The sequence below is a fragment of the Bacteroidota bacterium genome, assembly GCA_039821555.1.
GTDB lineage: Bacteria > Bacteroidota > Rhodothermia > Rhodothermales > Rubricoccaceae > JBCBEX01.
In genome coordinates, this window is record JBCBNX010000011.1 from 53,711 (window position 1) to 66,294 (window position 12,584).

At 66.9% G+C, this 12,584-nt stretch carries 11 protein-coding genes; 2 read left to right on the forward strand and 9 right to left on the reverse strand.

Features of this window, described 5'->3' with window-relative positions; genetic code table 11:
- Positions 1-96 precede the first annotated feature (96 nt).
- Complete coding sequence (locus tag AAFU51_12825) at positions 97-1,680, reverse strand: aldehyde dehydrogenase family protein (GenBank protein ID MEO1572141.1); 1,584 nt, start codon at positions 1,678-1,680, stop codon at positions 97-99.
- 360 nt (positions 1,681-2,040) lie between these two features.
- On the opposite strand from AAFU51_12825, the gene trkA reads away from it, so the two are divergent.
- Together trkA and AAFU51_12835 are read left to right on the forward strand one after the other, a co-directional pair.
- Positions 2,041-3,423: a Trk system potassium transporter TrkA gene (trkA, locus tag AAFU51_12830; protein MEO1572142.1), complete on the forward strand. Its 1,383-nt coding sequence runs from the start codon at positions 2,041-2,043 to the stop codon at positions 3,421-3,423.
- Positions 3,424-3,536: 113 nt separating this feature from the next.
- Positions 3,537-4,385, forward strand: coding sequence for a sugar nucleotide-binding protein (locus AAFU51_12835; protein MEO1572143.1), 849 nt, complete (start codon positions 3,537-3,539; stop codon positions 4,383-4,385).
- 82 nt (positions 4,386-4,467) lie between these two features.
- On the opposite strand, the gene AAFU51_12840 is transcribed toward AAFU51_12835, so the two are convergent.
- From AAFU51_12840 to AAFU51_12875, 8 genes are all read right to left on the reverse strand, one after another.
- The gene (locus AAFU51_12840) at positions 4,468-4,656 is read right to left on the reverse strand and encodes a CsbD family protein (protein MEO1572144.1); all 189 of its coding nucleotides are present in this window, start codon (positions 4,654-4,656) and stop codon (positions 4,468-4,470) included.
- 111 nt (positions 4,657-4,767) lie between these two features.
- Positions 4,768-5,364 carry an OmpA family protein gene (locus AAFU51_12845; GenBank protein ID MEO1572145.1) on the reverse strand — a complete coding sequence of 199 codons (597 nt, stop codon included), beginning with the start codon at positions 5,362-5,364 and terminating at the stop codon, positions 4,768-4,770.
- Positions 5,365-5,504: 140 nt separating this feature from the next.
- Entirely contained in the window at positions 5,505-6,266 is a 762-nt protein-coding gene (locus AAFU51_12850) for an HAD family hydrolase (GenBank protein ID MEO1572146.1), read from the reverse strand.
- 193 nt (positions 6,267-6,459) lie between these two features.
- Positions 6,460-7,989, reverse strand: a complete 1,530-nt coding sequence (gene rho, locus AAFU51_12855; protein ID MEO1572147.1) for a transcription termination factor Rho — start codon at positions 7,987-7,989, stop codon at positions 6,460-6,462.
- A 193-nt stretch (positions 7,990-8,182) separates the two neighbouring features.
- Positions 8,183-9,523, reverse strand: a complete 1,341-nt coding sequence (locus AAFU51_12860) for a Mur ligase family protein (protein MEO1572148.1) — start codon at positions 9,521-9,523, stop codon at positions 8,183-8,185.
- Positions 9,520-10,005, reverse strand: coding sequence for a tRNA (adenosine(37)-N6)-threonylcarbamoyltransferase complex ATPase subunit type 1 TsaE (gene tsaE / locus AAFU51_12865; GenBank protein ID MEO1572149.1), 486 nt, complete (start codon positions 10,003-10,005; stop codon positions 9,520-9,522). Before tsaE ends, AAFU51_12860 begins: the two co-directional genes overlap by 4 nt.
- Positions 10,006-10,143: 138 nt before the next feature.
- Positions 10,144-11,562, reverse strand: coding sequence for a T9SS type A sorting domain-containing protein (locus tag AAFU51_12870; protein ID MEO1572150.1), 1,419 nt, complete (start codon positions 11,560-11,562; stop codon positions 10,144-10,146).
- A gap of 633 nt (positions 11,563-12,195) precedes the next feature.
- Entirely contained in the window at positions 12,196-12,444 is a 249-nt protein-coding gene (locus AAFU51_12875) for a hypothetical protein (protein ID MEO1572151.1), read from the reverse strand.
- Between the last annotated feature and the right edge of the window lie 140 nt (positions 12,445-12,584).

Consider the following 12,584-nt stretch of genomic DNA (forward strand, 5'->3'; position numbering starts at 1 on the left):
AGCCAAAAATGGGAGCGAGGCCGAGGTAGCACGCGCCACCTCGGCCTCGCGGTCCTGTCAGCCAGGGACAAAGGACCAAGAGCTAGGGACTGGCCTCTAGAAGAAGCCCAACGCGTTCTTGTCGTACGAGATGAGCATGTTCTTGGTCTGCTGGTAGTGCGAGAGCATCATCTTGTGGTTCTCGCGCCCGATGCCCGACTTCTTGTAGCCGCCGAAGGCCGCGTGCGCCGGGTAGAGGTGATAGCAGTTGACCCAGACGCGTCCCGCCTTGATGGCGCGCGGCACCTGATAGAGCTCGTGTGCGTCGCGCGTCCAGACGCCCGCACCGAGGCCGTAGAGCGTGTCGTTGGCGAGCTCGATGGCCTCGTCCACGTCCTTGAAGGTCGTCAGGCTCGTGACCGGCCCGAAGATCTCCTCCTGGAAGACGCGCATCTTGTTGTGGCCGCGGAAGACGGTCGGCTGGATGTAGTAGCCGCTCGCCGGAGCGCCCGCATACCCGTCGCCCGAGGAGCCGCCGGTGCCGACGGCTGCTGCGGTGGCGGTGCCGCCGTTCTCGGCCACCGACATCGTCGGCTCATCGACGAACACGCCGCCTCCCACGAGGACCTCGGCGCCCTCCTCCTGGCCGATCTTGAGGTAGCGCTGGATTTTCTCGTACTGGTCGTTCGAGGCCTGCGCGCCCACCATCGTGTCGCTGTCGAGCGGGTGGCCCACCTTAATCGCCTTGACGCGCTCGATGAGGCGCTCCGTGAAGGCCTCCGCGATGGACTCCTGCACGAGGATGCGGCTCGGGCAGGTGCAGACCTCGCCCTGGTTGAGCGCGAACATCGCCGCGCCTTCGAGGCACTTGTCGAAGAACGCGTCGTCGGCGTCCATCACGCTCTCGAAGAAGACGTTCGGCGACTTGCCGCCGAGCTCCAGCGTGACCGGGATGATGTTCTCCGAGGCGTACTGCATGATGAGGCGACCCGTCGTCGTCTCGCCGGTGAAGGCCACCTTCGCGACGCGGTCGCTCTGCGCGAGCGGCTTGCCCGCTTCCGGCCCGAAGCCCTGCACGATGTTGACCACGCCCGGCGGGAGCACGTCCTTCACGAGGTCGATCCACTCCATGATGCCGATGGGCGTCTGCTCGGCCGGCTTGATGACCACGCAGTTGCCCGCGGCGAGCGCCGGGGCCAGCTTCCAGGCCGCCATCAGCAGCGGGAAGTTCCACGGGATGATCTGCGCGACGACGCCGAGCGGCTCGGGTAGCTGGATCGCGACGGTGTGGGCGTCGTGCTCGGAGATGCCGCCTTCTTGCGCGCGGATGACGCCGGCGAAGTAGCGGAAGTGGTCGACGACGAGCGGGAGGTCGGCGGCGAGCGTCTCGCGGACCGGCTTGCCGTTGTCGACGGTCTCGACGCGGGCGAGGTATTCGAGGTTGTCCTCGGTGATCTGGGCGATCTTGATGAGGATGTTCGAGCGCTCGGCGACGGAGGTGCGGCCCCAGGCGTCGGCGGCGGCGTGCGCGGCGTCGAGGGCGAGCTCGACGTCCTTCTCGCCGGAGCGAGCGACCTCGCAGAACGGCTTGCCGTCGATGGGCGAGATGTCCTCGAAGTAGCGGCCGTCGACCGGCTCGACGTACTGGCCGCCGATGAAGTTGAGGTAGCGGCTCTTGAGTTGGGGGCGTTCGTACAGCATGGACTGTAGGGAGCTTGGTGAACAGAGAACGGATCGGATGTGCGAGCAACATCGGAAGCGCTTCCGCTCACTTCTCCTTCGTCTTTCTCAAAAAATGCCGCGATCCTGTCAGGCCGAGTCCTGGTGGGAGCTTGGCGACGGTTTGGGGGATCAGAGCCAGACTCGGGTATGGACGTGTGAGCGTATGAACGTGTGAGCGTATGAACGTGCGCAGGTTGAGAGCCCACCCTCCTCGAACGATCAGCGACGTCGTGTTGCGCTAGAGACGCTCCACCTGTCTCCCCCCACGCTCACACCTTCACACCTGCACACGTCCACACAGTACCTTTCCCGCGTCCCCTTTCACCCAACCACCGCCCAATGCGCGCCATCATCGTCGGCGCAGGCGACGTGGGCTACGACGTGGCCCGCCTCCTCGCAAAGCGCCGCCTCGACGTGGCCGTGCTCGACACCGACGCCGCCCGCATCGACTACGTCCGTGACACGCTCGACGTGCTCGCCATTCAAGGCTCGGGCACCTCCGCCGCGACGCTTATGGAGGCCGGACTCCACGACGCCGAACTCGTCGTGGCCGTGACCGACATCGACGAGGTGAACATCATCGCGTGCATGATGGCCGAGCGCGCGAGCACCGTCGGCGGCAAGCAGAGCCCGGTCACCATCGCGCGCGTCCGCTCGGACGAGTTCACGGGCACGAAGTCGGTGCTCACGCTGCGCGACCTCGGCATCGACCACCTCATCCACCCCGAGGAGAGCACCTCGCACGAAATCGTCTCGCTCCTGCGCCGCGCGGCCGCAACCGACGTGATCGACTTCTGCGGGGGACAGCTCCAGCTCGTCGGGCTGAAGATGGACGCGCAGACGGCCGCCGTCGGCCGCACGCTCGCCTCGATCTCGGAGGGCAACGACCATCTCACGTTCCGCATCATGGGCATCATGCGCGGCGTGCGGACGATCCTCCCGCTGGGCGACGAGCGGCTCCAGATCAACGACCAGGTGTTCGTGATCGTGAAGACCGGCCAGGTGCCGCAGGTGGTCCACGCGCTCGGGCAGTCCGGGCGGCGGCTCGACAACGTGATGATTCTCGGCGGCTCGAAGGTCGGCGAGCGCGTCGCGCGTGAGCTATGCGGCGGCGGACGCAAGCAGCGGATGCGCGTCAAGCTCGTCGAGCCCGACCGGACGCGGGCCCACGAACTCGCCGAACAGATTGAGGGCGTCCTCGTCATCCACGGCGACCCGTCCGACATCGACCTTCTCGCCATCGAGGGCCTGCAGGAGATGGACGCCGTCGCGGCCGTGACGGACGACGAGGAGTCGAACCTGGTCTCGTGCCTGATGGCGAAGCACCTCGGCGTGCGCAAGACGGTGGCGCTGCTCTCGAAGTCGGCCTACGTGCCGATCTCGCAGTCCATCGGCCTCGACGCGGCCGTGAGCCAGAAGCTAGCCGTGAGCCGCGAGGTGCTGCGGTTCCTGCGCGGCAAGCATGTCCGCAGCGTGGCCACCGTGCAGGGCCTCGACGCCGAGATCCTGGAGGTGGAGGCGGGGGGCGGATCCCCGGTCACACGCAAGACGCTCGAAGCGCTCCGGGTGCCGCGCGGGCTGCTCGTGGCCGCCGTCGTCGCGCCGGACGGAGCAGTGGAGGTGGCGACCGGCCGGACGCAGATCCAGCCTGCTGACCGCGTGATCGTCTTCGTGACGCCCGACCGCATCGGCGACGTGGACCGGCTCTTTGGGCCACGGTAGGACGTCAGAGACCTCAGTCGGTGTCATAGCATGTGTTACGTCTTGCGTATATCGCGTTGTCGACGGTCTGGAATGTCTCCACACAACTGCCCCTCTTCTCTCGCTCTTCGCCCATGAACGCTCTCCTCACCGGTGCGAACGGCACCGTCGGCCAAGCCCTCTCTGCTCACCTGCGCGAGCGTGGCGACACCGTCACACCGTGGGATCGCCGTGCGGTGCCGCCGCTCGCCCTCGACGCGCAGGCGCGGCTCTTCGACACGGTGCGGCCCGACGCGGTCTTCCACCTCGCCATTGCCGCGCAGCCAACGGGGCGCGAGAACGAAGGGCACGTCGTCAACGTCGCGTGGCCCGAGGCGATCGCGCGAATGTGCGCGGAACGTGAGATCGCACTCGTGTTCACCAGCACGGCGATGGTGTTCGAGGACGGTCCGAGTGGCCCGTTCCATCGGGATACCGCACCGACGGCACAAGGCGGCTATGGGGGGCAGAAACGCGAAGCCGAGGGTGTTGTGCATGCCACGCATCCCAAAGGGCGCATCGTCCGGCTCGGCTGGCAGATCGCGCCCGCGCTGGGCGACGACGCTGCCTCCAAGTCGCAGCACAACGTGGCGGGCGGCAACCACATGGGCGCGAACCTCGCCGCGCGGGCAGCCCGAGGCGAGGTGATCGGCGCGAGCACGCGGTGGGCGCCGGCCTGCTCGTTCCTCCCGGACACGGCGGCGGCGCTCGTCGCGGCGCTCGATCTCCCGCCAGGTACCTACATGGCCGACGCGAACGGCACACAGACGGCGGACCAGCCGACGGGCGTCTCGTTCTACAACCTCGTCTGCGCGCTGCGCGACCACTACGGCGCCGACTGGCACATCGAGCCCAACGAGGATTTCGTGTTCGACCAGCGGATGATCGACTCGCGCCTGCCGGTGGCGCCGCTCGCGACGCGGCTGCCAGACCTCGGCGCCTGAGCATCGGACTCAAGAAGGTCGGACCCAAAAAGAACCGCCGATGCCTGTGGAGGCACCGGCGGCGGTCGGGGAGACGCGCAGGCTACTTCGTCAGGTTCTCGACGGCGCTCTTGGCGTCTGCGGCGGCCTGCTTGACGCGGCCTTTCGCCTCGTCAATGTGGCCGTCTGCTTTCAGGTCGGCGTCGTTGGCGAGCGCCCCGGCGGCTTGCTTGACCCGGCCTTTGGCCTCGTCGAGCAGGCCTTCGGCTTTCTGTTGGTTGGTGTCGCTCATAGCGATGGAGAGGTGCGATGGAGAAGGGCACGAGTGCGAGCACACATACGCTCGCACACAACTCTGACGACCTGCTTCTCCGCGCGGTTCCGATCCCACACGGTCGGCGCCTCAGCCCCCCATCACAGCGATGCGGACGCGGCGGTTCTCCTGGCGACCTTCCTCTGTCTCGTTGGTCGTGAGGGGGTGGTACTGGCCGAGGCCGACCACCTCCATCCTAGCCGGGTTCATCTCATGCGTCCACTGCAGGTGCCGGGCCACCATCGCGGCGCGCGCAGCCGAGAGCTCCCAGTTGGAGGGGAATCGCTCCTTCAGCGGCTCAGCGATGGGCTGGGCGTCGGTGTAGCCTTCGATGCGGACCTCGCGCCCGGCGTAGTCAGCCTTGAGCCGCTCCACGACTTCAATCAGGCGGCTGACGCCTTCAGGCGTGAGCTGCGCGCTGCCCGACTCGAAGTAGATGTCAGTCGGGAGGATCGCGACGGTCTCGCCGCGCTCACCACGCCGGGCCGGGCGAGGTTGCACGACGGTGACGCCGGGCTCGGCGCGGAGGCGCTCGTTCTCACCCCGCAGCCGTTCGATTTCGGCGTAGGCGAGGCCGAGGTCGCCCTGGAGTTGGCCGATCTCAGCATCGCGCTCGGCGAGAAGTTCGGGGTTGACACAGCCGACGAGCACGAAGGCGACGCAGGCCGCGAGAAGCAGGCGAGGCATAGAGAGGGGAAGCTGGCTTGGCGAGGAGCGAAGCCACGGGGCGGGTCCCAAACGTAGGTGCGACGCCTAGATGCGCCGGTGGTACGACCCGCCGCGTGACGCCTCAAAGTACGACCCTTCCGTGCCTGCCCGTTGCCGTACTAGCCAGCCACCAGGGCCGAGCCGGCCTCCTTGCGAGGAAGCAGCATCGGCACATCCGCGACGCGGGAGATCACCACGTCCGCCCCGGCCTCCATGAGGGTAGCGCGGTGGGCGTGGTAGTCGAGGTAGGGAGGCACCACACCGATGGCGAGTAGTCCGGCCGCCGAGGCTGCACGCATGTCGTCGCCGTTGTCACCCACGTACACCGAGCGCGTCCGGTTAAACGGGCGCCCATGGAGTGCATCGAGCTGCTCCATAGCGAGCTCGATGCCGTAGGGGTCGGGCTTGCCGCGCCCCGCCTGCTGGTCCATCCCTACCACACTCGGAAAGAAGCCGTCCCAGCCGAAGCGCGCGAGCGTCCACTGGGCGTCGCGCTCCGGGCGTCCCGTCACGAGCGCAAGCGGATAGCGTGCGGCCAAACCTGCCAGCACGCCCGTCGGCATCAGCGCCGGCTCCTCAGCAATCAGCCCGTCGAAGACGCCGGTCTCGTGGCGCTCGCCGAGGTAGATCCGCTGGAACACCGCCACGACCTCCTCGAACGGCACGGCGTGCCCGGCCTCGCGGAGCATCGTGTGGGAGAGCTTCCAGTCGTCGTTGAAGCCACCGCGGTCTTTGTAGGCTTGAATCTCCGCTTTCGCCGGCGTCACGCCCGTGTAACTACGCACGACTTCCTGGACGACCCGGCGGAAGGATCCGGAGACGTCTACGAGCACGCCGTCCATGTCGAACAGCACCGCGTCTATGGGGCGACCAGAAAGCATAGCAGGGAAGCGTTGGGCGTTTTCAGAAAATACACCCAAACCCTGAGGGAGGGACCAGTCACAAATCCGGTCTACCCCAAAAAAGGGGCAGAGGGCCGCAGAACCCCGCACGCTTCCCAACCCTCCTTCTGAAATACCGCAACGACGCTGATTGGCGCGGCGAAGCCGACTGCCACGGCGAAGCTTCCGCCGTCTACGAGTTCATCGTCGCGAGGAACTCGTCGTTCGAGGCCGTGCCACGCATCTGCTTCAGGACGAACTGCATCGCCTGGACTGGGTCCATGTCGGCGAGGATCTGCCGGAGGATCCAGATGCGCTGCAGGCGCTCTTCGCCGATGAGCATCTCCTCGCGGCGCGTGCCCGAACGCATGAGGTTGATCGCCGGATAGATGCGCCGGTTGGCGAGGTCGCGGTCGAGCACCAGTTCCATGTTGCCGGTGCCCTTGAACTCCTCGAAGATGACCTCGTCCATCTTGCTTCCCGTGTCGATGAGGGCCGTGCCGATGACCGTGAGCGAGCCGCCTTCTTCGACGGCCCGGGCCGCGCCGAAGAACCGCTTGGGCCCACGCAGCGCACCGGCCTCGACGCCGCCTGACATGGTGCGGCTCTGGCCTTCGTAGGCCGCATTGTGCGCGCGCGCCAGCCGCGTGATCGAGTCGAGCAGCACCACCACGTCTTGCCCGGCCTCCACGAGCCGCTTCGCCTTTTCCAGCACGATATCGGCCACGCCGATGTGGCGCGTCGGGTCCTCGTCGAAGGTGGACGCGATGACCTCGCCGTGGATCGTCCGCTCGAAGTCGGTCACCTCCTCTGGGCGCTCGTCGATGAGCAGCACGAGGAGGTAGGCGTTTGGGAAGTTGGTGGTGATGGCGTTGGCGATCTTCTGCAAGAGGATCGTCTTGCCAGTCTTGGGCTGCGCCACGATCACGCCGCGCTGGCCCTTGCCGATGGGCGCGAAGAGGTCGATGACGCGCGTCGAAAGTTCGCTGCCGGTGGTCTCCAGGCGAAGCTGCTCGTCGGGGTAGCTGGGCGTGAGGTAGTCGAAGTCGATGCGCTCGGCCATCTCGCTGGGCGAGACGCCGTTGATGGCGTTCACGCGGATGAGCGCGAAGAAGCGCTGGCCTTCTTTGGGGGGGCGGACCTGGCCGTCCACGGTGTCGCCGACGCGCAAGCTAAAGCGCTTGATCTGGCTTGGAGAGACGTAGATGTCGTCGGGCGACGGGAGGTAGTTGTACTCCGCTGAGCGCAGGAAGCCGTAGCCGTCCGGGAGGATTTCGAGGACGCCCACCTTGTGGATCATGCCTTCGAGCGAGACCTGCATCGGGTCGAAGCCCTGCATGTAGGCCGGCCACTGGTCGGAGATGGGTTGGCGCTGGCGAGGGCGGCGTCGGTTGGGACGGCGCTCGGACGTGCGGGGCGTAGCGCGGGCCTCAGAACGGGTGGAGGAGAGGTCAGCCATGGGAGCAGATCGATGGGGCGCCGCGTCGCTCGCAGCATCCGGGCGAGCAGCATCAGCGGCGCGACGGGCTTGGTGCACGGTGCCGTTACCGTGGCCGTTCTCAGAATCGTGCGCTGCTTCGTCGGCGTTCGCTTCGAGGATGCGGTAGATGAGGTCGCGCTTGCGCAAGTGGGACAGCCCGTGGAGGCCGAGGCGCTGCGCGATCTCCTGCAGCTCAGCCACCTTCTTTTCTTGCAGCGACGCGATGTTCATGGGGAGGGGCATTCGCCGGGGGTGAGCCCGACTGGCGCGTGTGCGGGGCACACAGGCCTGACGCGAGAGAGAAGGGAGACGCTCGGGAGCGTCGTGGAGAGAGGCAGGAAGAAGGGAAAGGAAAGTGTACGCAGAAAGGTCGTCCAAAACAACCGCTTATCCAGACTGGGTTGCGATGGCCCACGTTTGCTTGGATTGTGGGGGCCTAGGCAGGCTCGTCCGTCGCGCGGAGCACGGCAGCCGCTACGAGGTGCGAGCCTGTGGCAAGCACGGCGTCATGCGCGGTGCTTCGCCGGTGCAGCCACGCGAGCGCCTCACGGGGAGTCGTGGGTGCGTCACCGAGAGAAAGAGCAAGGCCAGCCGCCGCGAAAGCCGCGCGGAGCTCCGACGCCGAGCGGGCGCGGGCACTGTCGAGCGACACGGGCGTGATCGTCGCCTCCGCACGCCGGAGCAGGGGCACGAGGGCGTCGAGGTCTTTGTCACGCATCAGTCCGAGGAGCACCTGGAGACGCCCCCCAGCCGTGCCTACTCGCCGAGCGCGCTGCCGCGTCTTCACAAACGCGAGCGCAGCGGCGAGTCCCTCGGCGTTGTGACTCACGTCCAGTACGGCAAGCGGGGATTCCGACCAAACTTCACAACGACCCCGAATTCCAGCGAGTTTCCGCACTGCGGCGAGTCCTTGGCGTACGGCGCTGCGGTCGCTTCCATCTACGCCAGTCATGATGCCTGCGGCCTCAGCCGCGCGTACGGCGAGCGCGGCGTTCCAGGTCTGATGGGTACCAGGGAGCCCCATGCGGAGATCGGCGAACCGATGTGGTGTGTTCACGTCGAGGCGCACCGCCCCGTCAGACGAGGGTCTCGCCTCCACGGTCACCGTCTCGCGTACCGCCTCGAACGACGCGCCTCGTGCTTCGGCTTCGGCGCGGAGCACCGCTCGGAGCGCGGGGTCCGGCTCAGCGGTGAGAAACGGGACTCCAGGTTTGGCGATGCCTGCTTTCTCGCGGGCGATCGCCGCTTTCGTAGTGCCGAGCACATCCGTGTGGTCGAGTCCGATGTAGGTGACCAGCGCCACCTCGGGCGTGAGCACGTTGGTCGCGTCGAGCCGGCCGCCGAGCCCGACCTCCACAACAGCGAGATCGGCGGCCATCTCGGCGAAGTACAGGAAACTCAGCGCCACGGTCGCCTCGAAGAAGCTCGGGCGTACAGCGTCGAAGAGGGCGCAGTGGCGCGCCACCGCGCCAGCGATCCATGCGTGCGGGGCCGCCTGCCCATCGATGCGCATCCGCTCCGCGAAATCGACCAGGTGGGGCGAGGTGTGCAGCCCCGTTCGTCGCCCGCTGGCGGTGGCGACGGCGGCCAGCATCGAGGCCGTGGAGCCTTTGCCGTTCGTACCCCCGACGTGAACGCTCGGGAACGCCTCGTGAGGCCGCCCCAGTCCCTCCATGAGCCGGTCCATCGTGGTGAGGCCCGGCCGGTAAGCCGCCTGTCCCTGCGCCGCCCAGCGCGGCAGCGCGTCGAGGTAGGCCCTGGCGTCGTCGTACGTCACGTCGGTGTGTCCCCGGGCGCCTCGATCAGTGTGATGCGCCGCCGCGTCTCGCCGATGCCGTCGCCTTCGACATGCGTGAGCTGGAGCCGGACGGTCTCCGGCGGCAGCACCGCCTCGATGCGTGCAGGCCACTCAATCAGGCACGCGCCGTCGCTGAAGAAGTAGTCCTCGTAGCCGAGGTCATAGAGCTGCTCGATACGCTCGATGCGGTAGGCGTCGAAGTGGTAGAGCGGGAAGCGCGCGCCATCGTACTCGTTGACGAGCGTGAACGTGGGCGAGTTGACCGCGGCCGGGTCAAGCCCCTGTGCAGCGCAAAGCCCCTTGACGAGGTGCGTCTTTCCCGCGCCGAGGTCGCCGTAGAGCGCGACGAGGTCGCCGGGCCTCAGGTGCGCGCCCAGGCGCTCGCCGAGGGCCATCGTCGCCTCGGGCGAGGAGGAGTCGAGCGGAAGCAGGTCGGCGGCAGCGAGGCGAAAGTCGGACATCGGACAGGGAACGAAGGGTGTAGGTCCCCCACCCTATTCCCGGTAGAGCGGTTCCCGGAGGCCTGAACGAGCGCGGGGACGCGCCCCCAGGACACGCCCCCGCTCTGCTTCACTCGGCCTCACTCTGACGACGCCGCGCTAGCGCACCACCGTCAGCCGCCGCGTCTCCGCGAAGCTCGCCCCCGACACACGCACCACGTACGTTCCCGCGGGTAGACCCGACACATCGACGTCGAGTCGCTCCTGCGAGCCCGCACGCAGCGTCACCGCGCCCGAGAGCACCTGGCGACCCAGCACGTCGTACACCGTCACCGATGCCTCTTGCGACTCCGCCACCTGCACCGCCAGCGTCGCCGCTGTGGCAGCCGGGTTCGGGTAGAGCTCGCCCACGGCGAACACCGCCGGCACCGCCTCCTCGCTCGACACCGCGCTCGCACCCACGACCACCTCGAAGCGCGCCGCAGGCTCACTCGCCATCGTCTCGAACGCGTAGCTCCCCTGCTCGCGCAGGTTCACCTCGGTGCCCGTCATCCGGTCGCGCAGCACGAGCGACCACCCTTCAGGCACGCCGTCGAGCGACGGCCATGCCCACTCGTAGCTCGTCCCCACACCGAACCCCGCGTAGGCGAGGTCGAACGTATGCACGCCGCGCTCGTCGGCATCGCCCAGCGGCCGCGCGTCCTGGTACTGCCAGGCATCGGCCTCGTCGCCGCGGTCTCCGAGGAGGCCCGCCAGCACGAACGGCGCCCCGAACGACCCCGGCGACGATCCGTCGAAGCGGTCCCACCCCTCCGACGCCTCCTCGTGGAAAAACAGCGATACCTCGTTGGTGAGCGCACGCCCATCGGTAGCGGTGCCTCGCAGCTTGAGCTTCAGGTCGTGGTAGGCCGCTTGGCGCCCCACAAACGTCCCCCCGCTGGCGTTGGCACTCGCAAACTCGTACGTCACATCCACCCCGACCGTCGTGGAGGGCGTCGAGGTAGCGTCCTCCACCACTTCGATCCAAAAGCCTTGCCACGGCGTCACGACCCCCGGGTTACCCATACCCGAGAGTGAGTAGGGCGTGTAGCCCCCGGCCCCACTGTTCGCTGAGGGGTCCCAAACTTGAACGGCGTCGGAGACAGCGAGAGCTGTGCCGCTGGGGTCGGAGGCGACGGAAACGCCACCGAGGTCAAAGTCCGAGTCGAAGGGGTTGCCGGCGAGGTAGAAACCATCGTTGGTGGTACGTTGCGGGAATTGCACCGTCTGGTCAGCTATGAGTACCGACGTAGGCGAGCCGGTAACGGCGACAGGAAGTGCCTGAACGAGACCGAGCACCTGCTCATCGAGCGGGTCCGGTGCCTCGCCGAAGAAGTACCAGAAGAAGCCAGCTCCCGGCGTGAGCGTGGTGGTTGCCCCAGCGGGAGCGTTGTACCCATCGTTGCCGCCGGGCGCTTGGTCGCCGCCGTACACGGTGTAGAGGTTCGGCGGGTCGGTATCGTCAGTGGCGATGCCGCGCACGAGGTTGATCGCGGCGAGATCGTTGACCGTCAGCCCAGTGCCCGGCACCGAAAGCATCCGCCATCCTTCAGCGCTGGTGGACTCCTCACAAGGATCTCCTGTACCGGCGCATCCGCTCTCCGAGAAGGTATCCGAGTACGGGCTACCGCTGCTGCCGTCGGCCACAGGGTTATCCGCATCCACTGCGTTGGTCGAGGCCTCGAAATACACGTCTAGCGTGCATGCCGTCCCCAAACCACAGAGAGCCAGAAGATCGATCCCAGCACTAGATTCGGCCCACTGCTGGTCATTCCCACCCAGGTTGGTGTCGAATGGCAGATTGATCTGGCTGAAGCTTCCGGGGGTGTCGCCGGCATTGTACACTCGATAGAACAAGGTGGCACCGGTGATATCGGTCCCGTTGTCCTTGAAGGTCTTGATCTCGGCTCCATTCAGCAGAAAAGTTGCCCCAGGCGCAAAAGGCCCGAAGGACTGTACGCCGAAGACCAGTTCTCCGAAGCCATAATCATTGACGGGAAAAAAGCTGTTTCCTCCCCCCTCATTGACGATAACGCGGGATTCGAAAATTCCTCCTCCTGCGTAAGAAGGAGCGGCCAGGAGCAAGGCAGTGAGTGCGAGGAAGAAGCGGACTCGCATAGGTGAGGGTCGGGTTTAGACTGTGTTGAGACGGTAAGGTGAACGCGAGCAGCGCTACTCGGCGTGCTGCTGACGGAGGCGGCGCGCGGCGTAGCCCGCACCCGCAAGCGCGAGCAGGCCGAGCCCGCCGTCAATCGGCACCTCAGGGGGGTTCGGCGTGGCATCGGTCGGCGTCTCCCCGAACGCCTCCGGGGCCGGGGCCGCAGACGGCGCAGCCCAGTCGGGTAAGCTCTGCGCTGTGGCAGCGGTGGGAAGCGCGAGCAGGATCGTCGCGACGAGCGCGACGTGGCGGAACGTGTGCATGGCGGTAGGTCGGGACAAAAGAACCGATAGGCAAGCACGCTAGCGGGCAAATCCAAGTCGAAAGCCCTCGCATCGTGCTGGCTTGAGCATCGGGCAGTTTAAGACCTATGTCAATAGAAGTGCAGGGTGTCTGATTTATG